The organism is Okibacterium fritillariae (assembly GCF_052783725.1).
Genome location: NZ_CP199917.1, coordinates 720,536 through 743,185, shown reverse-complemented (window position 1 = coordinate 743,185; position 22,650 = coordinate 720,536). Strand labels below are relative to the sequence as shown.

The window sequence follows — 22,650 nt, the reverse complement described above, 5'->3', positions numbered from 1 at the left end:
CATCCGCTCGCTTTTCGACACAGTGGCACCTCGCGGCTAGGGTGGCAGCATGCGACCGGCCCTGCGCAACGTGCTCGACGCCCCCGACCTGCACCTCACCCTCGTTGAGGCGGGCGCGCCGGGCGCCCTCGACCGCGGCATCGACTGGGTGCACGGTTCCGATCTGCTCGACCCCACGCCGTTCCTCGCCGAGGGGCAGGTCGTGCTCACGACGGGCACCCAATTCGCGGATGCCGCGGGGCCCGACTACTCGGACTACGTGCAACGCCTCGCACGCCGAGGTGTGCGCGGCGTCGGTTTCGGCACCGAGGTCATCCGGGCCGGAACCCCCGCGGAGCTCGTCGCCGCCTGCCGCGCCTCGGCCCTCCCGCTCTTCGAGGTGCCCTATCGCACGCCGTTCATCGCGGTGGTGCGCGCGGTGGCCGATCTGCTCGATCGCGATGCCCACGAGCGCGACGATTGGGCACGGCAGGCGCAGCGGGCGCTGTCGCTCGCGGCCCTGCGTCCCCACCCGATCGAGGCAGTGTTGAGCGAGCTGCACCGCCAGCTCGGGCATCCGGTTCTCCTGATCGGCGCGGACGCCTCGGTGCGCGAGTCGCAGGCAGCCCCGGCCGCAGCTCCGACTGCCGCGGCCCCAGAGCCGGCCGCCGGCGCGAGAGACGCCGTCGGCGCAGAGGCCGCCCGGCTACTCGACCGCGGTCAGCGCGCCAGCTCCTCCCTCTCCCTCGGTGAGCTGGGCGCGGCAGCCGGCGAACACGCCACCCTGCAGACCATCGGCCGCGCGGGTGAGCTCCTCGGAGTCCTCGCCGTCACCTCCCCCACGAGCGCCTCCCTCGACCGCGCCGCCCAATCCGTCATCACCGGCGTCGTGGCCCTCCTCGGCCTCGCGCTCGAACACGACCGCAGCCGCGCCCGGGACGGCATCGCCCTCAGAGCCGCACTCCTGGACGAGGCTTTGCGCGGATCCCCCGAAACCGCGGCCCGTCTCGCCCGCGACACGGGCAACCCATTCCCCGACGAACCCCTCGTCGTCGCGCGCCTGCGCCAGGCCGCCTCCGAGACCGAGGTGTTGCTGCGTGACACCACCTCGGCGAGCACCGACGGTCTGGTCTTCGCGTCCCGCACCACCGACGGCGTCATCCTCTGTGGTTCGCCCACCCGCATCGCGGCCCTCGCCGAACGTGCACGCTCACGCGCGGCCGCCGTCGGCCTGTCGAACCCCGTCGCCCTCCCCGCACTGGCCGAGGCCGCCGAGCACGCGCAGCTCGCCTGCGCCCGCGCGGGGGCCGGCCAGCTCGTGCGCTTCGACGACCTCGTTCAGAACGGCATGCGTTCGGCCCTCGACGCCGACCGCCTGCGCGCCGTCGCCGAGGCGCTCATCGGCCCGGTGCGCGAGCACGATGCCCGGTTCCAGACCGGCTTGGTCGAGGCATCCCGCGTCTGGCTCGAGTGCAACGGGCAGTGGGAGAAGGCCGCGGCAGAACTCGGGATGCATCGCCACACGCTCAAGGCGCGCATCCGCCAGGTCGAGCAGCTCACATCGACGTCGCTCGACTCGTTCGCCGCTCGCGCCGAACTCTGGCTGGCGCTCACCTCCGCCGAGGCGTCCTAGAGCGCGAGGCCCCGCACGAATCGTGTCAGCCGCGCATAGGCGTCGCGCCGCACATCCGCCCGCGACAGCAGGATGTCGTGCAGCGCCCCCTCGAGGCGTGCAATGGTGACGGTGGGCGACAGCTTGATGGCGCGCATGGCGATATCGTCCACGTTCAACACGATGTCGCTCGAGCGCATCGCCTCCGACCACACGGGTGCGATGGTGGACCGCGCCGACACCATCGTGAAGACCGCCGCGTCGATCGACAACCCCATGGCCACGCGCGCGTGCCCGGCGAGCACGGCGTTCAGCCACGCCGGCCGCACGGGAAAGCCGCGCTCCGGCCGCCACTCGAGGTTGTAGTCCCAATCGCCGCCCTTCGACTTCAACACGCTGCGGGTGTAATAGCCGAGGTCCACATTGGGCAGCACACGCAGCGGGTCGACGCGCGCGCCGATGCCGATGAGCGGCGTGAACACCTCCCGGCCGAAACCGCGCGCCTGAAACTCGAGCCAGGGCGAGTTCAACACGACCGCCGCAGCGCGCCCCGGATGCCGGTCGGCCCAGAGGCTCAGCGTGAGCCCGCCCGTCGAATGCCCCATCAGAATGAGCGACCGCGACGGATGGTCGGCCTGGCCGTGTCCGATGACCGAGAGCGCGGCTTCGAGGTCTTCGTCGTAGGTCGTGAGGTTGTCGACGAAACCGGGGGTTTGGCCGGCGCGTAGGCTGCGGCCGTACTTGCGCAGGTCGACGGCATAGAAGTCAGCGCCCATGCGGTGCCAGTAGCGCGCCAGTTCGGTCTGGAAGAAGTAGTCCGACCATCCGTGCACATAGAGCACGTCGGTGCGCCGGGCCGGCCGGTCGTGCAGGCCGAAGTCGGGCCCGGGCGTGTATCGCACGAGGGTGGCCACGACCTCGCCCTCGTTGTCCGACCCGAGCGGCAACGTCAGCTGCTCGAAACCGGGCCCGAGGATGTCGGGGCGCCACGCTGCACCGGCCATGACGTCAGCTCACCCCATCCGCGGCGTTGTCGCTCCCCCGCACACAAACAGACATGCCCCCACCTTAGGGGCGGGGGCATGTCTGGCGCTGGGGCTGAGTTGCGGATCAGGCTTTTCTGCGGATCTGGTCTAGCTGCGGATCAGGCGCATGTGCCGATCAGTCTCGTCTGCCGATCAGTCGAGGTCGGAGAGCGACACCGGCTGGCTGGCCGTGGGCTTCGCGGGCTCGGAACCACCCTCGAAAGCCGAGTCGCCGGCACCCGCATCGGCCTGCGGTGCCGCATGCCGCGGACCCTGGTCGTTGCCGTTGTCGCCCTTCGGCGACGCGTCGGCCGGCGTGGCGGAGGCGTGCTTCGGCGCGGGACCGTTGATATCGCTGTCGGTCAGGGGCTCGTCCTCGCCGCGCGAGACGTTGACCATCTCGCCGCGGGCCACGACCTTCACGCGCACCCGACCCTCGGGCTCGCCCAGCGCCATCTCGTGCTGGTCGAGGTTGTGCCAGCCGTCGAGGTCGGTGAAGCGCACGCCGCGTTCGGTCAGCAGTGCGGGAATGCTCTCCTCGGACGGGTCCTCGGGGCTCCACCAGCTGGCCTGGTCGTTGATCACGTGCGAGACCGTCTCCATGGCGTCGGACTTGGTGTGGCCAATGAGGCCGACGGGTCCGCGCTTGATCCACCCGGTGGCGTAGACGCCGTGCAGCAGGTCGTTGTCGTCGCCCGACAGCACCTTGCCCTCGTGATTCGGGATGACCCCGTGCTTGTCGTCGAAGGGAACGCCGTCGATGGGCGAACCGAAGTAGCCGACGGCGCGGTAGATCGCCTGGATCGGAACCTCGCGGATCTCGCCCGTGCCCTCGACGCCGCCCTGGCCGTCGGGCCGCGTGCGCTCGTAACGGAAGGCCTGCACCCTGCCGTTCTCGTCGCCGACGACCTCGAGCGGTTTGGCGAAGAAGTGCAGGTGCAAGCGGCGGGATGCCTGGCCGGTCTCGCGTTCGCGCCACTTCTGCAGCACGCGGTCGATCACCATGACCTGCTTATTGCTGGCGACGGCGGTCTTGGATGCCTCGTCGTAGTCGAAGTCCTCGTCGTAGACGATCATGTCGACGTCGCGCAGCTCACCGAGCTCGCGCAATTCGAGCGGCGTGAACTTGACCTGCGCGGGCCCGCGACGCCCGAAGACGTGCACATCGGTGACAGGAGACTTCTTGAGCCCCTCGTAGACGTTCGCGGGGATCTCGGTGCTGAGCAGGTCTTCGGCGTGCTTCGCCAGGATGCGCGACACGTCGAGTGCCACGTTGCCGTTGCCGATGACGGCCACGCTCTCGGCCTCGAGCGGCCAGGTGCGGGGCACGTCGGGGTGTCCGTCGAACCAGCTGACGAAGTCGGCCGCGCCGTAGGAACCGTCGAGGTCGATGCCCGGGATGTCGAGGTCGGCGTCGCGCACGGCGCCCGTCGAGAAGATGACGGCGTTGTAGTGCTTCTTCAGGTCGTCGAGCGTGATGTCGGTGCCGAAGTGCACGTTGCCGAAGATGCGGATGTCGCCGCGGTCGAGCACGTCGCGCAGGGCCGTGATGATGCCCTTGATGCGCGGGTGGTCGGGGGCGACGCCGTAGCGCACGAGCCCGTAGGGCGCCGGCAGCTGCTCGAACAGGTCGATCGAGACGTCGAATTTGCGTTCGGATTTGAGCAGGATGTCGGCGGCGTAGATTCCGGCCGGTCCGGCACCGACGATGGCCAGCCTGAGCTTGGTCATGTTGTTTCCTTAGTTCGTGTGGTGGGGAGTCGTTAGTGGCTGCGGTCGACGATGGTGCCCGCGAAGCGCACGAGCGCCTCTTTCACGGGGCCCTTCGGCAGCACGTCGAGTGCGGCGACTGCTTCGTCGGCCCAGCGGTGGGCTTCGGCGAGCGTGCGCTTCGTGACGTCGTGTTGGCGCAGCTCGGCGATGGCCGCGTGGAAGTCGTCGGAGGCCTCGGCATCGCCGTCGCCCGCTTCGACGCCGGTCACATCCGCTTCGATCCTGCTGAGCAGCGCGGCGGCCTGCGGGTCGGTCTCGGCCTGGCGGCGCAGGTAGATGAGCGGCAGCGTGACGACGCCGGCGCGCAGATCGGTGCCGGGCACCTTGCCGGTCTCTTCGGGCTGCGGCGACAGGTCGATGACGTCGTCGACGAGCTGGAAGGCGATGCCCACCTTCTCGCCGTATTCGACCATGGCCGGCTCGTATTCTTCGGGAGCGTGCGAGAACGAGACACCGGCACGCGCGGCCGTCGCGATGAGCGAACCGGTCTTGTCGGCCAACACCTGGATGTAGTGGGCCTCGGGGTCGTCGCCCGGCTGCACACCGACGGTCTCGTGCAGCTGACCGAGCACGAGGCGCTCGAAGGTGTCGGCCTGCAGCAGGATGGCGCGCTCGCCGAGCGAGGCCATGAGCTGGCTGGCGCGGGCGAAGAGCAGGTCTCCCGTGAGGATGGCGACCGAGTTGCCGAAGACGGCGTGCGCGCTCGGAACCCCGCGGCGCTTGTCGGCGTCGTCCATGACGTCGTCGTGGTAGAGCGAGGCGATGTGCGTGATCTCGATGGCCTCGGCGGCCGTGATGACCTCGTCGGTGACGCCGTCGCCCAACTGCGCCGTGAGCAGCGTGAGCATGGGGCGCACGCGCTTGCCGCCCGCCTCGAGCAGGTAGCGCGTCGTGGCATCGGCGACGCTGTCGGCGAAGCCGAGCTCGCGCATGAGCCCCTCTTCGATGCGGTCGAGCCCGTCATCGATCGACGCGATCAGGTGTTTCGTGCCCGGGGACGCGAAAATGCGTTCGGTCAGGCCCAGCTGACTGGTCAGACGGCTGCCTCGACGGGTGGCGCTCGGATTCACAGCTCTAGCCTATCCATTGCGGGTGGGATGGTGGGTGCCGGTCGTTGGCCGCACCCGCGGGTTACTCGGCGGCAGGAAAAGGCTTGGTCGCGCGGTGCAGTGCCACGATGCCGCCCGTGAGGTTGCGGTAGCGCACATCGGTCCAGCCCGCCTCGCGGAGCCACGACGCCAGCGTGCGCTGGTTGGGCCAGGCGTGGATGGAGTCGTTCAGGTATTCGTAGGACGCCGGGTTGGAGGAGACGACCTTCGTGAGCACCGGCATGACCTTGTTGAGATAGAGGTCGTAGGCCGTGCGCATGGCCGGGTTGGCGGGCGTCGAGAACTCGCAGATGACGATGCGGCCGCCGGGACGCGTGACGCGCAGCATTTCTTCGAGGGCCGCGCGCGGGCGCACCACGTTGCGCAACCCGAAGGAGATGGTGGTCGAGTCGAACTCGTCGTCGGCGAACGGCAGCTCGGTGGCGTCGGCCTCGACGAACGAGACGCGGTTGAGGTGGCCGTACTTCTTCTGGCCCACGGCGATCATGCCGGGCGAGAAGTCGGCGGCGACGACCGTCGCGCCCTCGCGAGCGATGGCGGCACTGGATGTGCCGGTGCCGGCCGCGAGGTCGAGCACCTTGTCGCCCGGGTGCGGCTCGAGAGCGTTGACCGTGGCCACACGCCAGAGCAGCGCATTGCCCGCCGAGAGGATGTTGTTGGTGCGATCGTATTTCGCAGCGACCTCGTCGAACATCGCGGAGACTTGCGCGGGCTTTTTCGAGAGGTCTGCCTTGTTCATCCCCCCATCCTAGGCCGGGTTTCCGGGGCGTAGGCTGTGGGTGTGACCGATACCGAGACCCGGGTTCTGAGCGTCGAGACCATCGAGATCTCCGACCTGAAACAAATCATCCCCCTCACCGATCCCGAGCGACCGCTGTTGTGGATGCGCAAGGGGCAGGGGCTTGTCGGCATCGGTGAAGCGGTGCGGCTCGAGTTCGAGGGCCCCACGCGCATGCAAGACGCCGCGGCCGCCTGGCGCGAGCTGGTCGACGCGGCCACGGTGACCAACCCCGTCGAGCTGCCCGGCACCGGTCTCGTCGCCTTCGGTGCCTTCGCCTTCTCGGCGTCGTCGGCCGAGAAGAGCGTGCTCATCGTGCCGCGCATCATTCTCGGCAAGCGCGATGGGCGCTTCTGGGTCACCAAGATCACCGTGGCGGGCGACGACCGTCCGCTCCCCCGGCTCGAACCGCGCGCGTTCGGCGACGAATACCGCATCTCCCTGTTGCCGGGCGACGAAGATCCGGGGGCGTTCCGCGCCGATGTCGAGACCGCCATCCAGCGCATCGTGCGGGGAGACGTCGGCAAAGTGGTGCTGGCGCGCAACCTCGTCGGGCACCTGCCCGAGGGCTCAGACATCCGCCGCGTGCTCGTCGATCTGGCCATGGGCTACCCCGATTGCTGGACCTATTCGGTCGACGGCCTCATCGGTTCGAGCCCCGAGACGCTCGTCGGCGTCTCCAACCGCACGGTCTCGGCGCGTGTGCTGGCCGGCACCATGTCGCGCGGGCGGGATGCGGACAGCGATGCCGAGGCCGCGACATCCCTCGTCACCAGCGTGAAAGACAATGACGAGCACGCCTTCGCGGTGCAGAGCGTGGTGGCGGCCCTGCGCCCGCATTCGCCGCACCTCACGTGGAGCGAGCTGCCCTTCGCCCTCAAGCTGCCGAACCTCTGGCACCTGGCCACGGATGTCGCGGGCCCCCTCACCGATCGTGCGACCTCGCTCGACCTCATCGCCGCCCTGCACCCCACCGCCGCCGTCGCGGGCTTCCCCACCGACGCCGCCCTCGCCCTCATCGACGAGCTCGAACCCTTCGACCGCGGCCGTTACGCGGGCCCGGTCGGCTGGGTCGACGCGGCGGGCGACGGGGAATGGGCCATCGCGCTGCGCTGCGCCCAGATCAGTCCCACGGGCGACATCACGGCGTACGCGGGCTGCGGAATCGTGGCCGAGAGCGACCCGATGAAAGAACTCACCGAGACCAAGATGAAGTTCCGCCCCATCGTCGAAGCCTTCGGATAGACGACCTCGTCAGCCGAAAATCTGTTTACCTGGGCGAAACACGCCCAGGCCACGGGCGGAAACAAAGCTCCAGCAGGATGTGACCACGCGGTAAGCAGCGCGTGCGAGCGAATGGGGTTTTCTCAATGGATCAAGGTAATACGGCGTTCTTGTTGATCGCCGCCGCCCTCGTGCTTCTCATGACGCCGGGGTTGGCATTCTTCTACGGTGGTCTCGTCAAGGCGAAGAGCGTCATCAGCATGATGATGCTGAGCTTCGGCTCGATGGGCCTCATCGGCGTGCTGTGGGTTCTCTACGGTTACGCCATCGCCTTCCCGGGTGCCGAGGGAACGCTGTTCCCCTGGTCCATCGACGGATCGGCTCTCGGCCTGAACAGCCTCCTCGAAACGCCTGAGGGTGCGGCCTACCCGCCGCTCGCCTTCGTGGCCTTCCAGGCGACGTTCGCCATCATCACGGTCGCCCTCGTCTCGGGCGCCATCGCCGACCGCGCCAAGTTCGGCAGCTGGATGGTGTTCGCCGGTGTCTGGGCGACCGTCGTCTACTTCCCGGTCGCCAGCTGGGTCTTCAACTTCGGCCTGGCCGAGGACGGCAGCTTCGCCTACGGCGGCTGGATCACGCACGGCCTGCAGGATGTCTTCGGGGTCGGTGCCATCGACTTCGCCGGTGGAACCGCGGTTCACATCAACGCCGGTGCCGCCGCTCTGGCCCTCGCCCTCGTCCTCGGACGTCGCGTCGGATTCCAGAAGGGCGCGAACGTTCCTCACAACCCGCCGTTCGTCCTCCTCGGTGCCGGTCTGCTCTGGTTCGGATGGTTCGGCTTCAACGCCGGTTCGGAACTCGCCGCCGACGGCACCGCCGCCCTGGCCTTCGTCAACACGATCGCCGCTCCGTCGGCCGCTCTCCTCGCCTGGTTGGTCGTCGAGAAGGTCAAGGACGGCAAGCCCACCTCGGTCGGTGCCGCCTCCGGTGCCGTCGCGGGTCTCGTCGCGATCACTCCGGCCTGCGCCTCGCTCCACCCCGTCTGGGCCATCGTGCTCGGTCTCGTCGCCGGTGCCGTCTGCGCCCTGGCCGTCGAGCTGAAGTTCAAGCTCGGCTTCGACGACTCCCTCGACGTGGTGGGCATCCACCTCGTCGGTGGTCTCATCGGAACGCTGTACCTCGGCTTCTTCGCCAACAACACCGGCCTCTTCATGGGCGGCAACGGCGCCCAGCTGCTCGTGCAGGCCATCGCGGCCTTCGCGGTCATGATCTACTCCTTCGTCCTCGCCTACCTCATCGGCTTCGTCATCCAGAAGACCATAGGCTTCCGGGTGAAGAACGAGGACGAGATCGCGGGCATCGACACGTCGGTCCACGGCGAAGAGGGATACGTGCTCACCGACGCACGCTAACCCTTCGTCCCTCGACGAAAACCCCCAATCGCGGGTCTGGCTTCGGCCGGGCCCGCGATTGTCGTTTGTCGGCGTGCGGCTGCGGGACACCGGTGTCGATTCGGGAGCGGGACACCGATATCGATTCGGGAGCGGGACACCGATATCGATTCGGCGCCCGAGCGATTGCCGACCATCGGCCGTCTCAGACCGTCAGCGGTCGAGCGGAACTTCGATGACGACGGGTCGCTCCACGGGCGCGGTCAGCGCCTGGTCGAGTTCGGCTCGCGTCTTGGCGCGCACGTAACCCCAGCCGAAACCCTCGGCGAGCTTCTGGATGTCGACCCGCTGCGGCGTGTAGAGGACGCGTTGCATGGCCTCGGGCGCAGCGCTGGCCGCCACCTCGAGCCCGTCGAAGATGGTGCCGCCACCGTCGTTGCCGACGATGACCTGCAGGCGCGGCATCCGCTCGTCGTAGCCCGGCAGAAGCGCGCCGATGTCGTGCAAGAACGTGAGGTCGCCGACGAGAACGCGCGTGACGCCGGGCGACCCGTCGGCCTGGCTGGCGAGCGCGATGCCCGTTGCCGTGGCTGTAGTGCCGTCGATGCCGGCGAGCCCGCGATTGGCGTGCACGCGCACCTTCTTGCCGCCGAGCACCTGGTCGGCCTCGCGGATGAGTCGGGATGCCCCGAAGACGAGTCGATCGTGCGGCCACGTGGCGCGCCACACCGCTTCGACGAGGAGGCGCCGGTCGAGTGGGCGACGAATCGCGGCGAACTCGGCCTGTGCGAAGGCGAGCCTCTGGGCGGGGTCGTGCGAGTGCCCGGCCTCGAGATCGGGCGCGACATCGTCGTCCTGCGCCGCGAGAACGGCTCGGGATGCGACCACCCAGGCTCCGAGCCACGCCCGGTCGACGGGGCCCGATGTCACCGACACCTGCCCGACCACGCGAGCATTGCGGCCGGGGTCGTAGGCCTCGGCACCGTGCGGCGCGACGACGATGGTCTCGACATCCGCTCGTTTCAGCAGCGCCGGCACCTGACGGGAGAGAGTGGGATGCCCGAAGACGATGGCGCGTTCGATGCGGCCGCCGAGCTCGGGGTCGTCGAGCAGCGGGCGGTAGCCGGCGACCAGGTTGCGGCCGAAACGGGAACCGCTCGTGACCTCGGCGATGAGGGGCCAGCCCCCCGCGTGGGCGACGTCTTCGGCGGCCGGGCCGGCCGCGTTGCCCGCGATGACCACGGTGCGCGGCCCGCGTTCGACGAGCAGCGTGGAACGGCGGCGGCGGTCACCGAGAGTGACGTCGACGCTCGGGGTTGAAGGGGCGTCGAGGTGGGCGCGCACGCGCTCCAGTTCGAGCTCGTCGTCGGCATCGGAGATGGAGGACAACGGTTCGCGGAACGCGAGGTTCAGGTGCACGGGCCCCGGGCCCGCGACGCCCTTCGTCGTTCCGACGGCATGGGCCCAGGATTCGCTCGCGATCGACGACGGGTCGAGGGATTCGTCACCGGGCTGGGTGCGGAACCCCGATGCCGGGCCGGGTGCGGGAACATCCGTCGTGTAGCGAGCGGCGCGACCGAAGATGCCCGGCTGGTGCGTGGTCTGGTTCGAGCGGATGCCGCGCAGCTCGGTCGGCCGGTCGGCCGTGAGCAGCAGCAGGGGCACGCCGCTGTGGTGCGCTTCAAGAACGGCAGGGTGCAGGTTGGCGACGGCGGTGCCGCTCGTCACGACGACGGCGGCGGGCACACCGGATTCGGCGGCCAGGCCGAGCGCGAGGAAGCCCGCGACGCGTTCATCGAGTCGCACGTGCAGGTGCAGCAGGCCGGCGCGCTCGTATTCGTCGGCCGCGAGGGCCAGGGCCTGTGAGCGCGATCCGGGGCAGAGCACCAGGTCGCGCAGACCGAGGCGCACGAATTCGCCCAGGAGGCGGACGGCGAAGCGGGTGCTGGGCGAGGACTCAGACATCCGCTCGGCCTGCGCCGGGCTCGTCGTCGGACTTGCCGCGCTTGGCAGTGCCGTCGTCGGTGCCCGTCGGCTCGTCGCCGGAATCGGGGGTGTCGGCATCGGACGATGACGAGCCGGAAGAGGAGGATGGCCCCGTCGAACCCGCCCGCGCAGGACCCGTGGTCGCCGGACCCGTCGTTCCCGAACCGGAGCCGGAGCCAGATGTCGGCGTGCCGGGACGCGTGGTCGTCGGGCCGGACGGCGCTCCGTCGGCGGGGCCTTCGGAATCGAGTGCCGCGAGCTCTTCTTCGAGACGGCGGATGCGCTCGTCTTGATCGGGATCGGCCGCGGAGGACGAGGACCGGCCGAAGAACTCGGGGTTGTCGTCGGGCGGAAGCTGGCGCGTGCGCGCCTGGGCTTGGCGGCCGCGACCGATGAGGAACCACAGCACGACACCCACGACGGGCAGCACCAGGATGATGACGAGCCAGGCGGGTTTGGGCAGACCTCGCACTCGATCATGAGCGAGCATGGCGCAGTCGATGACCGCGTAGATCGTTGCGACCACGACGACGACGACGAGTCCGAGCAGCAGGCGTGCCATCCCCCCATGTTAGTCGGCGCGTCTGAGCCTTTTCTCCACGGCGGCGGCTCCCAGCGGCCCGACTTACACTGGTGGAGTGAAACGCATCTCCCCGGTCCTCGTCTATACGGTCTTTCGGCTTCTCACGTTCGCCGTGCCCCTGACGGCCCTGCTGCTGATGCAGATCAACCCGCTCATCGCCACGCTGCTCGCGGCGCTCATCGGCGTGAGCCTGTCGTACATCTTCCTGCGGCCGCAGCGCGAGCAGGTCTCGCGCGAGCTCTATGCGCGCCGCCACGAGGGCAAGACGTCGCCCCACGCCCACGACGACGAAGACGCCGAAGACGCGATCAACATCGACACGAAACCGGCCGCGAACGAGCGCTGAGCCAAGCTCAACAACCCGCCGCGACCGGCGTTGTGATGCGTTCTTGCTGCGAACCTGTTACTGGCCGCCGCTGTACAACCAGAAGGCCACGAACAGCGCGATCGCGTAGAACAGCTGCGCCACCCCGGTGAGCTTCAGCACGAGGATGAGTTCGCGCGGCGTGCGCGCGGTCGCCGTGATGATGCACGCGGGCAGAGCTGCAAGCAGCACGAACATGGCGAACCATGCGGCCGGGTAGAAGAGCGCGAGAACGCCCGCGATCACGAACGGCACGAGCATCAGCACGATGTAGAGAACCCGCGTGGCCGTGGCGCCGATGAGCACCGAAAGCGTGCGCTTGCCCGACATCCGGTCTTGTTCGATGTCGCGCAAGTTGTTGACCACGAGGGCGGCCGTGGCCATGAAGCCGACCGCAATGGCGCCGAACCACGCCTCCTGATTGAGCTGGTAGACCTGCACGAACGTGGTGCCAAGCGTGGCGACGAGCCCGAAGAAGACGAAGACGAACACCTCGCCGAGCGCGTTATAGCCGTAGGGGCGCTTGCCACCCGTGTAGAACCAGGCGGCGACGAGGGCCGCGGCGCCGACGATGAGCAGCCACCAGAGGCCCGACACCACCGTGAGCACGAGACCCGCGACGGCCGCGATGCCGAAGAAGACGAGGGCAACCGTGAGCACCGACTTGGCCGAGGCCTTGCCGCTGCCGACGAGACGCTGCGGGCCGACACGGTTGTCGTCGGTGCCGCGGATGCCGTCGGAGTAGTCGTTGGCGAAGTTCACGCCGATCTGCAGGGCCACCGAGACGATCAGGCACAGGAGCGCGCGCACGGGGTGGTAGACGCCCGGCTCGCTCGCCACGATCGCGGCGCCGGTTCCCACGATGACGGGCGAGATCGACAGCGGCAGCGTGCGCACGCGCGAACCGTCGATCCAGTCGGCGAGGGTGGCCTTCTTCACGGCGTCATAGCGTCGCGCCGCGGGGTTGCCGCTCTTGCCGCGCCCGCTGGTCTTCGTGCGCACCGTCTTGTCGGCGTTCGCGTTGCGGCCGTTGACGTTGCGGGGGTCGACCGACCTCGTCGCGTCGATGCGTTGCTGCTTGGGTCGTTGCTGCTTGGGCGCCACTACCGTCTCCTTCGGGTCCGGAGCGAGTTTACGACACCGGGCCATGCCGGCGGGTTCGCCGGGCTTCGCCAGGAGGTCGTGGGACTCTGCCAGGGGTGCGCCGGGCTGTGCCGAGGGGCGTGTGGGGCCATGTCAGGGGCCGTGTCGCGGGCTCAACGAGCCCGGTCGAGCGCGTCCTCGACGAGCGAGCGGATGCGGCGGCGGTCGGGTTTGCCCGACGACAACGTGGGCATCGTGCCGAGCGTCACGACCGCGGCAGGTTGGGCCGCCACCCCGATCAGGGCCGCCACGTGCGCGCGGACCACAGCTCTCGCATCCGCACCGGCTTTCGTACTGGCGCCAGCACCGGACCCCGTGCTCACAGCGTCGGAGCCGGCACGCTCGGCCGAGCCCCGTGCACCATCCGCGAAGACGGCCACGACGGGCACCTGCCCCCAGCGCTGGTCGTCGACGCCCACGACGATGGCCGTGCCGAAACCGTCCAGCGCGCGAACGGCCTCCTCGACGCGGTCGAGCGACACGTTGGTTCCGCCCGAGATGATCACGTTGTCGATGCGCCCGGTCACCGAGACCCGGCCGGCCTCGACCGTGCCGGTGTCGCCCGTGCGGTACCAGCGGTGCACGATGCCGTCCGCGTCGGGAGCCGAGTGGAAGGCCGCATCCGAGCGCTCGGGGTCGCCGAGATAGCCGTCGGCGAGCATCGGGCCCGAGAGCTCGAGCTGGCCGTCGACGACGCGCGCGCGGGCCCCGGGCAGCGGAACGCCGTCATAGACGCAGCCGCCCGCCGTCTCACTGGACCCGTAGGTGCGCACGACGTGGGCGCCCAGCCGGTGGGCCCGCTCGGCGAGGGCCGCGTCGAGGCGCTGACCCCCGATGAGGATGGCGTCGTAGCTCGACAGGGCTCGGCGCACGCGGCGCGAATCGGCGGCCGCATCGACCAGGGTGAGCAGCTGGGCGGGCACCAGGGACGTGAAGCGCAGGTCACCGTCGAGACGCGAAGTGGCGACAGCGAAGGCCCGGGCGTCGAACGGGCCGGGCGGCAGCACCTCGGGTGTCGTTCCGGCCGCGATGGACCGCGCCAGCACCTGCACACCGGCCACATAATGCGTCGGCAACGCGAGCAACCACTGACCGGGCCCGCCGAGCGCGGTCTCGGAGGCGGCGACACTCGCGAGCACGGCGTCGGCCGACAGCATGACGCGCTTCGGGATGCCCGTGGAACCCGACGTCTCGATCACGAGCGCGGTCGATTGGGGAACCCTGTCGGGCGCCTGGGCCGATTCCTCGCCCGCTGGCTGTGCAGCCACGGGCACGATGGCGGGCCCCGACCGATCGAGCGCACCCCGCAGAGCCTGCATGACGGCCATCGGGTCCGCGGCCGACACGCGCCGCAACTGCCTGGTCATGCCGCCGCCACCGCTACCGCTACCGCTACCGTCACCGTCGGCAAACGGGTCAGTACTGCCACGGGTACGGGCCCCAGTCGGGCTCCCGCTTCTCGAGGAAAGCGTCGCGCCCCTCAACGGCTTCGTCGGTGCCGTAGGCCAGGCGCGTCGCCTCGCCCGCGAAAACCTGCTGGCCCACCATCCCGTCGTCGACCGCGTTGAAGGCGAACTTGAGCATGCGGATGGCGGTGGGCGACTTCGTGAGAATCGTGCGGGCCCAGCGGATGGCTTCGGCCTCGAGTTCGGCGTGCGGCACCACGGCGTTCACCGCGCCCATCTGGTAGGCGCGTTCCGCCGAGTACTCCTCGGCGAGGAAGAAGATCTCGCGCGCGAACTTCTGGCCGATCTGCCGCGCGAAGTAGGCGCTTCCGTAGCCGGCGTCGAACGAACCGACATCCGCATCGGTCTGCTTGAACTTGCCGTGCTCGCGGCTGGCGATCGTGAGGTCGCATACGACGTGCAACGAGTGCCCGCCGCCCGCCGCCCAGCCGGGAACGACCGCGATGACGACCTTGGGCATGAAGCGAATCAAGCGCTGCACCTCGAGAATGTGCAACCGCCCGCCGCGCGCCGCATCGACGCCCGCGGCCGTCTCGGAGTCGGAGTACTTGTAGCCGTCGCGCCCGCGGATGCGCTGGTCGCCGCCCGAGCAGAACGCCCAGCCGCCGTCCTTCGCGCTGGGGCCGTTGCCCGTCAGCAGCACGACGCCGATGCGCGAGTTCAGCCGCGCGTCTTCGAGCGTGCGGTAGAGCTCGTCGACCGTGTGCGGCCGGAACGCGTTGCGCACCTCGGGCCGGTTGAAGGCCACGCGGGCGATGCGGCCGTCGAGGCTGTGGTGGTAGGTGATGTCGGTGAGGGTGTCGAACCCGTCGACGGTCGTCCACTGGCTCTCGTCGAAGATCTCGGAAACGCTCATGCAGCCAGTCTAGACACGCGACAGAATGGACCCATGACGCCCAACCTCGAAGATGTGTTGGCCACCCTGCGCGTGGTTGCTCTGCCCTTGACGACGCGGTTTCGCGGGGTGACGGTGCGCGAGGCCGCCCTGTTCGAGGGGCCGAACGGATGGACCGAGTTCTCGCCCTTCGTCGAGTACGACGATGCCGAGAGCGCCACGTGGTTGCGAGCGGCCCTCGAATACGGCTGGGGTGACGTGCCCGTGTCTCGTCGAACGTCGATCGCCGTGAATGCAACGGTGCCGGCCGTCGCGGCTCGGGATGTCGCGAGCGTCCTCGCCCGTTATGACGGGTGCCGCACGGCCAAGGTCAAGGTCGCCGAGCGGGGCCAGACCCTCGAGGACGACATCGCGCGCGTGCGGGCGGTGCGCGAGGTCATGGGGCCCGAGGGCCGCATCCGCATCGACGCTAACGCTGGGTGGAACGTGGACGAGGCGGAGCACGCCATCCACGCCCTGTCGACGTTCGACCTGGAATACGTGGAACAACCGTGCGCGAGCATCGAGGAGCTCGCCGACATCCGGCGCCGCGTGAAATATGCCGGCATCCCGATCGCCGCCGACGAGAGCGTGCGCAAGGCCGACGACCCGTTGCGCGTGGCACGGGCGGGAGCTGCAGACATCCTCATCATCAAGGTGCAGCCGCTCGGTGGAGTCGCGCGCGCGCTCGACATCGTGGCGCAGGCCGGCCTGCCCGCTGTCGTCTCGAGCGCCCTCGACACGTCGGTCGGCATCGGCATGGGCGCGGCCCTTGCAGCGGCCCTTCCCGAGCTCGACTATGACTGCGGGCTCGGAACGGCCGCGTTGTTCTCGCACGACGTCACGTCGAGCCCGCTCGTGCCGGTCGGGGGCGCGCTCGAACCGCGCCGCGTTGCCGTGGACGTGTCGGCAGCCGCTCAGGTCGAGGCGGATGCCGAGCGCACCGAGTGGTGGCGCAACCGCCTCACCCGCTGTTTCGCGCTCGTCGATGCCGACGCCGACGCGCAGGCCTAGTCACGCGCAACAGCGGCTTAGAGACCCGAGTACGCGTGCAGACCCTTGAAGAAGATGTTCACGATCGTGAAGTTGAACATGACGGCAGCGAAGCCGATGATCGCGAGCCACGCACTGCGTGAGCCCCGCCATCCGCGCGTCGCCCGGGCGTGGATGTAGCCCGCGTAGATCACCCAGATGATGAAGGTCCACACCTCTTTGGTGTCCCAGCCCCAGTAACGGCCCCACGCGCGTTCGGCCCAGATGGAACCGGCCATGAGCGTGAACGTCCAGAAGATGAAGCCCACGATGTTCACGCGGTAGGCGAGGTTCTCGAGGCGCTCGGAGGAAGGCAGCGTGGCGAGGAACTTGAGCTTCAGCAGCTTGAGGTCCTTGCCGGCGAGCTCGCGCCGGTGCTGGAAGAGCTGGATGGCGCTCAGCGCGAAGCCGAGGCCGAAGAATGCCGTGCCGAGGCTGGCGACGAACACGTGGATGATGAGCCACGCCGACTGCAGTGCGGGCGGCAGCGGCACGACGGCCACATAGAAGTTCACGCCCGAGACGCCCAACAGAATGAGCACCAGCCCCATGACGAACGTTCCGAGGAATCGCAGGTCGACCTTGACGATGACCATGAGGAACACCATGACGATGAGCAGCGTGCCGGTCATGGCGAACTCGTACATGTTGGCCCACGGCACGCGCTGGGCGCTGATACCGCGCGTCACATCGGCCGTGGCGTGCAGCAGGAAGCCGATGATGGTCAGCGCGACGCCGATGCGCAGCGTGGCCGAGCGCTTGGGTGTGACGTCGCTCGCATCTTCGTCGACACGCTCGATGGTGGCCGTCGAGGACACCCGCGAGGTGGTCGTGGTCGCGGCGGAACCGGCCGATGCGACCTGTGCCCCGTCCACACGCGAACCGGCACCGGATGCCTGAGCGGCCTGCTCATCGGCATAAGCACTCACCTCGGCCGACCGCTTTGCCAGGTCGAGCGCGAAGGCAATGAAGGCGAGCGCGTAGATGGCCATGGCCGACCACAGGCTCAGCACCGAAAGTTCGTCGAGATTCACTTCTTAACAGTACCTCTCAGATCGCGCGGCACGCCCAGGATGGTTCCGTGCCGATAGGCGATCGCATCGACGGCTTGTCGCAAGCCCGGGTCTTCTCCGCGGGCGAGTCCCGCGTACTGCAGCGTGACGCTGCCATCCTCCTTCTCGACAGCCTTCACCCACACGCGCCGGCGGGGCACGAACAGCGAGGTCAGCAGGCCGAGCATCACCAGAATGGCGAACAGCAGCACGAATCCCTGCGACGGGTCGTGGTGCACATCGAGCGAGACGAAGCGCGGCACCGTGTTGTCGAAGTTGCCGGCCGCCTGCTGCGGCGACGAGTTCTCGAACGTGACGGTGCCCATGCCGTTCGGCAGATCGGCGGTCTGGCCCGGCTGCAACTCGATCGAGTCGACATCCGTTTTACCACCCGTGAGCTGCGTCATTCCATCGGTCACCAGTTCGTAGACCGACTTGGGCGCGCCCTCGTTGATGCCGAGGTCGCCCTTGTAGACGTTGAGCGTGAGCAGCGGATAGACGAGGTCGGGATAGGTGGACGTGTAGGCGCCGGATGCGTTCTTTACGGCGGTCGGGTAGAAGAACCCGATCATGCCGAGCTGGTCGGACAGGCCATCCGGAACCTTGACCACGCCGATCGACGTGAGGTTCGCGTCCTGCGGCAGGAACGGCACCGAGTCGGTGAACACGGCCTTGCCTTGGGGGTCCCGCACCGTGATCTTCGGCGCGTAGCCGTTGCCGAGCAGGTAGACGTCGGTGTTGTCGTAGCGCAGGGGCTCGTTCACCTTGATGGTCTGCTTCTCGGGCTCCTGGCCGGGCGAACGTGTCGTGACCTTGGCCGTGTAGTCGATGGCCTGGCCGTAGGCGTCGAGGTTCTGCTTCTCGTACTCAACGGCGAAATCATCCACCGTCAGCGCATAGGGCGACAGGGTGTCGGGGTTGAAGAAGCGGCCCGGGTTGAACGAGTTGTAGTCGAGCAGCGTGTTGACGAAGGTCTGCCCCTCGACCACCACGCGCTGCCCGGCATAGCCGAAGCCACCGCCCACGCCGATGGCCAGCAGGATGCCGACGAGCGCCGAATGGAAGACCAGGTTGCCGGTTTCGCGCAGATAACCGCGTTCGGCCGAGACCGAGAGCGACCCGCCGCCCTCGTACATCTCGACACGGTAGCCCGACTTCTTCAGCAGCGTGCGCGCCGACGAGATGGCGGATGCCGCGTCGGCACCCTCGACGGTCTGCTCCGTGTAGGAGTCCAACCGGTTGAGCCGGGCGGGCGTGCGCGGAGGCCGCGCGCGCATGGCCTGGAAGTGGTGCTTGGTGCGCGGGATCACGCAACCGATCAGCGAAATGAACAGCAGCAGGTAGATCGCGGAGAACCACGCCGAGCCGTAGACGTCGAAGAACTGCAGGTTGTCGAGCACGGGCGCGAGCGACGGGTTGTCGCGGAAGTACTGCGTGACGCCGTTGGGGTCGGAGCTGCGCTGCGGCACGAGCGAACCCGGCACCGCCGCGATGGCCAGCATGAGCAGCAGGAACAGCGCCGTGCGCATGCTCGTCAGCTGGCGCCAGGCGAACCGGATCCAGCCGACGAACCCCAGTTTGGGCTGCTCGATGGAGTTGTTGTCGTCGTCGGCGGGCTGCCTCTTGGCGCTGCCGGAGTCGACGTAATCAGAGGGGCGTGACAAAGCCTTGGATCACCATCCCGAGTTGTGACATGAGTTTTCCCCAGATTCCGGAGACCATCAGGATGCCGATGATCATGAGGAGGACGCCGCCCGCGATGTTGATGGCGCGGATGTGGCGCTTCAGGAAGGCGATGGTTCCGGTCATCCAGCTGAGGCCGAGGGCCACGAGGACGAACGGGATGCCGAGGCCGACGCAGTAGAACAGGCCGAGCAGGGCGCCGCGGCCCGTCGAACCCGAGTTGAGGCTGAGGCCCGTGATAGCCGTCAGGACGGGCCCGAGGCACGGCGTCCAGCCGATCGCGAACACGATGCCGAGCAGGGGCGCACCGGCGAGCCCCGTCGCGGGGCGGAAGGACGGCTTGATGGTGCGCTGCATGAACGAGACCTGCCCGACGAACACGAAGCCCATGACGATGACGACGGCTCCGAGGATGCGCGTGATCAGGTCCTGCCACTGCACGAAGAACGCGCCAACCGTGCCGACGAACGCGCCCGTGAGCACGAAGACCAGCGTGAAACCGGCGATGAAACCGGCCACCCCGAGCAGGAGTCGTGGCTTGCCCGGCTGCAGGCGGGCTGGCCGCGCCGAGCTGCCAGAGGCCCGCGCGCCGGCACCAGGTTTGGCCGCCGTCGACATACCGCCGACATAAGCGAGATACCCCGGCACGAGCGGAAGCACGCACGGCGAAGCAAACGAGATCAGGCCCGCGAGCAGAGCGATCGGGATGGCCGCGACCAACTGCCCGTTCGCGACGATCTCGCCCGGGTTCACGGTGTGGCCCCGGTCATTCGGCGATCGTTTCGCGCACCAGGGTGTCGAGGATCGACTCGGCGGGCAGCTGGCCCAGGATGCGGCTCGCCACGCGTCCCTCCTTGTCGAGGACGATCGTCGTGGGCACGGCCTTCGGCGGCACGGAACCCGTGAAGGCCAGCTTCACCGAACCCGAGTCCACGTCGAGGATCGACGGGTAGGTGACCCCGTAGGTCTGGTTGAACGACGTGGCGGTCTCGGCCTGGTCGTAGACGTTGACGCCCACGAAGGTGGCGCCCTTGCCGCTGTACTTCTCGTTCAGCTCTTGCAGCTCCGGCGCCTCGGCACGGCAGGGCGCACACGCCGCGTACCAGAAGTTGACGACCGTGACCTGGCCCGCGAGATCGGCCGAATCGATGGTCTCGCCGCTCTCGTCGACGCCCGAGAACGAGATCTTCTCGCCGCGCTCGTCGGCGGGAATGGAGGTGACGCTGCCGTCGCCCGCGATGTAGCCCTTGTCGCTGCCCTCTTTGTATTGGGCGGCCAGCGGGTCTGCCGAGCAGCCCGCGAGGCCGAGCGCGGCCGTGATCGATACCGCGAGCGCGACGGTGGCGAACCGGCGGCGCGGTCGCTGCCGCAGCCCGACCGTGCGCGCGTCGGGCGCCATCGCGGTCGAGACGGATGGGGATGTCGAACGTGCGCGGGTCATACTGCTCCTACGTCGATGGCCCCGGCGGCGAGTCCGGCCGCGGGGTTCGAATAACCGACCTCGATGAACGAATCCCCCACGCGTTCGAACGAGGTGATGCTGGACAGATCGCAGCGGCGACGGCGCGGATCGTGCGCCAACTGCTCGCCCGCGATGAAACGGTGGGTGGTCCAGATAGGCAACTGGTGGCTGACCATGACGACGTCACCCTCGCCATCCGCCACCTCATTCCAGGCGTCTTCCATCGCGCGCACCATGCGGTCGGCGATCGAGAGGTAGGGCTCGCCCCAGCTCGGCACCGACGGCGCACGCAGCACGGGCCAGTTGATCGGGTTGCGCAGCGCGCGCGACATGACCTTGCCCTCGAAGTGGTTGGTCGGCTCGATGATGCGCGCCTCGGTGCGGATGTCGAGACCCGTGAGTTCGGCGATCGGTGCAGCGGACTCTTGGGCGCGCTGCAGGGGCGATGCGTACACCCGGGCGATCGGACGCTCGCGGGCGACAATGTCGTCGGCAGCACTCCGGGCCATCAGCTCACCACGTTCGGAGAGTCGGAAACCGGGGATGCGGCCGTACAACACACCCGAGGGGTTGTACACCTCACCATGTCGAACGAGATGAATCTGGCTAGCTCCCACCTGGCAAGTCTACGTTCGACTCGGCTGGGAATCCGCCACACCGGTAGGCTTGGTCGTTGTGAACGAACGAGTACTCATCAAAGACCTGTCCGCCCTGCCCGAAGGCACCGTCACGGTGTCTGGATGGGTCGATACCGTTCGCGATCAGAAGAAGGTGCAGTTCGTCGTGCTGCGCGACGAGTCCGGTGCCGTGCAGATCGTCAACCCGGCCACTCGCGAGATCGCCGAAGACGACGCCTCCTCGGCCGAACGCGTCGCCACCACCGAGGCCATCTCGGGCCTCAGCCAGGGTTCCTTCATCACCGTCACGGGCGCGCTCAAGCACGACGAGCGCGTGAAGCTCGGCGGCCTCGAGGTCAAGCTCGCCACGATGGATGTCGTCAGCCATGCCATCCCCGAAACCCCCATCGCCGCCGACTCTTCGCTCGACAAGCGCATGGACTGGCGCTTCATCGACCTGCGCCAGCCCAAGCAGAACCTCGTCTTCCGCATCCAGACCACATTCGAGCACGCCCTGCGTCAGTACTGGATCGACAACGACTTCATCGAGATCCACACGCCCAAGCTCATGGCGAGCGCCAGCGAGTCGCGCGCCGAGCTGTTCGAGGTCGAGTACTTCGACACCAAGGCCTACCTGGCTCAGAGCCCGCAGTTCTTCAAGCAGATGGCTCAGCCGGCCGGTTTCGGCAAGGTCTTCGAGGTCGGCCCCGCGTTCCGCGCCGACCCGTCGTTCACGTCGCGTCACGCGACGGAGTTCACGAGCATCGACTCCGAGCTCAGCTGGATCGACAGCCACGAAGACGTCATGCAGTTGCATGAGGACCTCATCGTCGCCGGCTTCACCGCGGTCGTCGAGAAGCACGGCGATGCGATTCGCGAGCTCTTCGGCCTCGAGGTCACCGTGCCGTCGACGCCGTTCCCCCGCATCCCCCTCGCCGAGGCCAAGCGCATCGTCGCCGAGCGCGGCTACGAGGTGCCGCGCGCCGACGACGACATGGACCCCGAGGGCGAGCGCCAGATCGCGGCCTACGTGAAAGAGGAGTTCGGGCACGAGTTCGTGTTCCTCACCGATTACGCCTCGAGCATCCGGCCGTTCTACCACATGCGCAACGATGAAGACGGGTCGCTCACCAAGAGCTACGACCTCATCTTCAACGGTGTCGAGATCTCGACGGGGGCTCAGCGCGAGCACCGCGTCGACGTGCTCATCGAGCAGGCCAAGGAGAAGGGCCTCGAGCCCGAGGAGCTCGAGTTCTACCTCGACTTCTTCCGCTACGGCGTTCCCCCGCACGGCGGTTTCGGCATGGGGCTCGCGCGCGTGCTCATGCTGATGCTGCACGAGACGTCGATCCGCGAGGTCACCTACCTGTTCCGCGGCCCGACACGTCTCGCGCCGTAGCGAGCGGCGCACCCGCCGACACGACAGATGCCGAGGGCGGAGGAGAGCATTGCTCCCTCCGCCCTCGGCATCTGTGCTGTGGGCCCGTGTCTGCTTGG

Annotated in this window: 19 protein-coding genes and 1 pseudogene; 6 read left to right on the top strand and 14 right to left on the bottom strand. The window is 68.5% G+C overall.

Annotated elements, in window-relative coordinates; all coding sequences use genetic code 11:
- Positions 1-49 precede the first annotated feature (49 nt).
- Positions 50-1,612: a PucR family transcriptional regulator gene (locus tag ACUWEX_RS03625; protein WP_445997141.1), complete on the top strand. Its 1,563-nt coding sequence runs from the start codon at positions 50-52 to the stop codon at positions 1,610-1,612.
- Here ACUWEX_RS03625 and ACUWEX_RS03620 read toward each other — a convergent pair.
- From ACUWEX_RS03620 to ACUWEX_RS03605, 4 genes and pseudogenes are all read right to left on the bottom strand, one after another.
- On the bottom strand, positions 1,609-2,595 hold the full coding sequence (locus ACUWEX_RS03620; protein WP_445997140.1) for an alpha/beta hydrolase: 987 nt from the start codon (positions 2,593-2,595) through the stop codon (positions 1,609-1,611). The two genes, ACUWEX_RS03625 and ACUWEX_RS03620, sit on opposite strands and share 4 nt — an antisense overlap.
- Positions 2,596-2,991: 396 nt before the next feature.
- Positions 2,992-4,347: pseudogene (locus ACUWEX_RS03615) on the bottom strand (FAD-dependent oxidoreductase); the annotation flags it as partial.
- A gap of 32 nt (positions 4,348-4,379) precedes the next feature.
- The gene (locus ACUWEX_RS03610; protein WP_079726895.1) at positions 4,380-5,459 is read right to left on the bottom strand and encodes a polyprenyl synthetase family protein; all 1,080 of its coding nucleotides are present in this window, start codon (positions 5,457-5,459) and stop codon (positions 4,380-4,382) included.
- Positions 5,460-5,520: 61 nt separating this feature from the next.
- Entirely contained in the window at positions 5,521-6,237 is a 717-nt protein-coding gene (locus ACUWEX_RS03605) for a demethylmenaquinone methyltransferase (RefSeq protein WP_079726894.1), read from the bottom strand.
- Positions 6,238-6,279: 42 nt separating this feature from the next.
- Between ACUWEX_RS03605 and ACUWEX_RS03600 the strand changes: the two genes are divergently transcribed.
- Together ACUWEX_RS03600 and ACUWEX_RS03595 are read left to right on the top strand one after the other, a co-directional pair.
- Complete coding sequence (locus tag ACUWEX_RS03600) at positions 6,280-7,521, top strand: isochorismate synthase (protein ID WP_079726893.1); 1,242 nt, start codon at positions 6,280-6,282, stop codon at positions 7,519-7,521.
- 125 nt (positions 7,522-7,646) lie between these two features.
- The gene (locus ACUWEX_RS03595; RefSeq protein WP_445997139.1) at positions 7,647-8,912 is read left to right on the top strand and encodes an ammonium transporter; all 1,266 of its coding nucleotides are present in this window, start codon (positions 7,647-7,649) and stop codon (positions 8,910-8,912) included.
- A gap of 192 nt (positions 8,913-9,104) precedes the next feature.
- Here the strand turns inward: ACUWEX_RS03595 and menD are convergent, their stop codons facing one another.
- A complete protein-coding gene (menD, locus tag ACUWEX_RS03590) occupies positions 9,105-10,856 on the bottom strand; it encodes a 2-succinyl-5-enolpyruvyl-6-hydroxy-3-cyclohexene-1-carboxylic-acid synthase (protein ID WP_445997138.1) in 1,752 nt (583 codons plus the stop codon).
- Complete coding sequence (locus ACUWEX_RS03585) at positions 10,849-11,439, bottom strand: PLDc N-terminal domain-containing protein (protein WP_079726890.1); 591 nt, start codon at positions 11,437-11,439, stop codon at positions 10,849-10,851. The genes menD and ACUWEX_RS03585 overlap by 8 nt, the downstream gene beginning before the upstream one ends.
- 76 nt (positions 11,440-11,515) lie before the next feature.
- Here ACUWEX_RS03585 and ACUWEX_RS03580 point away from each other — a divergent pair, with 76 nt between their 5' ends.
- Entirely contained in the window at positions 11,516-11,806 is a 291-nt protein-coding gene (locus ACUWEX_RS03580) for a DUF4229 domain-containing protein (RefSeq protein ID WP_159449482.1), read from the top strand.
- A gap of 57 nt (positions 11,807-11,863) precedes the next feature.
- Here ACUWEX_RS03580 and ACUWEX_RS03575 read toward each other — a convergent pair whose 3' ends face one another.
- From ACUWEX_RS03575 to ACUWEX_RS03565, 3 genes are all read right to left on the bottom strand, one after another.
- Positions 11,864-12,826, bottom strand: a complete 963-nt coding sequence (locus ACUWEX_RS03575; RefSeq protein WP_407668749.1) for a 1,4-dihydroxy-2-naphthoate polyprenyltransferase — start codon at positions 12,824-12,826, stop codon at positions 11,864-11,866.
- 254 nt (positions 12,827-13,080) lie between these two features.
- Positions 13,081-14,334 (bottom strand): AMP-binding protein, encoded by a 1,254-nt coding sequence (locus tag ACUWEX_RS03570; protein WP_445997137.1) that lies wholly within the window; start codon positions 14,332-14,334, stop codon positions 13,081-13,083.
- Positions 14,335-14,383: 49 nt separating this feature from the next.
- Positions 14,384-15,289 carry a 1,4-dihydroxy-2-naphthoyl-CoA synthase gene (locus ACUWEX_RS03565; protein ID WP_079726886.1) on the bottom strand — a complete coding sequence of 302 codons (906 nt, stop codon included), beginning with the start codon at positions 15,287-15,289 and terminating at the stop codon, positions 14,384-14,386.
- 33 nt (positions 15,290-15,322) lie between these two features.
- On the opposite strand from ACUWEX_RS03565, the gene ACUWEX_RS03560 reads away from it, so the two are divergent.
- A complete protein-coding gene (locus ACUWEX_RS03560; RefSeq protein ID WP_445997136.1) occupies positions 15,323-16,321 on the top strand; it encodes an o-succinylbenzoate synthase in 999 nt (332 codons plus the stop codon).
- A gap of 17 nt (positions 16,322-16,338) precedes the next feature.
- Here ACUWEX_RS03560 and ccsB read toward each other — a convergent pair whose 3' ends face one another.
- The 5 genes from ccsB to ACUWEX_RS03535 are packed head-to-tail and all read right to left on the bottom strand — an operon-like array spanning position 16,339 to position 21,153.
- Positions 16,339-17,331, bottom strand: a complete 993-nt coding sequence (ccsB, locus tag ACUWEX_RS03555) for a c-type cytochrome biogenesis protein CcsB (protein ID WP_445997599.1) — start codon at positions 17,329-17,331, stop codon at positions 16,339-16,341.
- Between the two features lie 38 nt (positions 17,332-17,369).
- Entirely contained in the window at positions 17,370-19,055 is a 1,686-nt protein-coding gene (resB, locus tag ACUWEX_RS03550) for a cytochrome c biogenesis protein ResB (RefSeq protein WP_445997135.1), read from the bottom strand.
- A complete protein-coding gene (locus tag ACUWEX_RS03545) occupies positions 19,039-19,794 on the bottom strand; it encodes a cytochrome c biogenesis CcdA family protein (RefSeq protein WP_445997598.1) in 756 nt (251 codons plus the stop codon). Before ACUWEX_RS03545 ends, resB begins: the two co-directional genes overlap by 17 nt.
- A gap of 46 nt (positions 19,795-19,840) precedes the next feature.
- Complete coding sequence (locus ACUWEX_RS03540; protein WP_445997134.1) at positions 19,841-20,515, bottom strand: TlpA family protein disulfide reductase; 675 nt, start codon at positions 20,513-20,515, stop codon at positions 19,841-19,843.
- Positions 20,512-21,153 (bottom strand): histidine phosphatase family protein, encoded by a 642-nt coding sequence (locus ACUWEX_RS03535; RefSeq protein WP_079726880.1) that lies wholly within the window; start codon positions 21,151-21,153, stop codon positions 20,512-20,514. Before ACUWEX_RS03535 ends, ACUWEX_RS03540 begins: the two co-directional genes overlap by 4 nt.
- A gap of 58 nt (positions 21,154-21,211) precedes the next feature.
- Here ACUWEX_RS03535 and aspS point away from each other — a divergent pair, with 58 nt between their 5' ends.
- Entirely contained in the window at positions 21,212-22,552 is a 1,341-nt protein-coding gene (gene aspS / locus ACUWEX_RS03530) for an aspartate--tRNA(Asn) ligase (RefSeq protein WP_445997133.1), read from the top strand.
- Positions 22,553-22,650 lie beyond the last annotated feature (98 nt).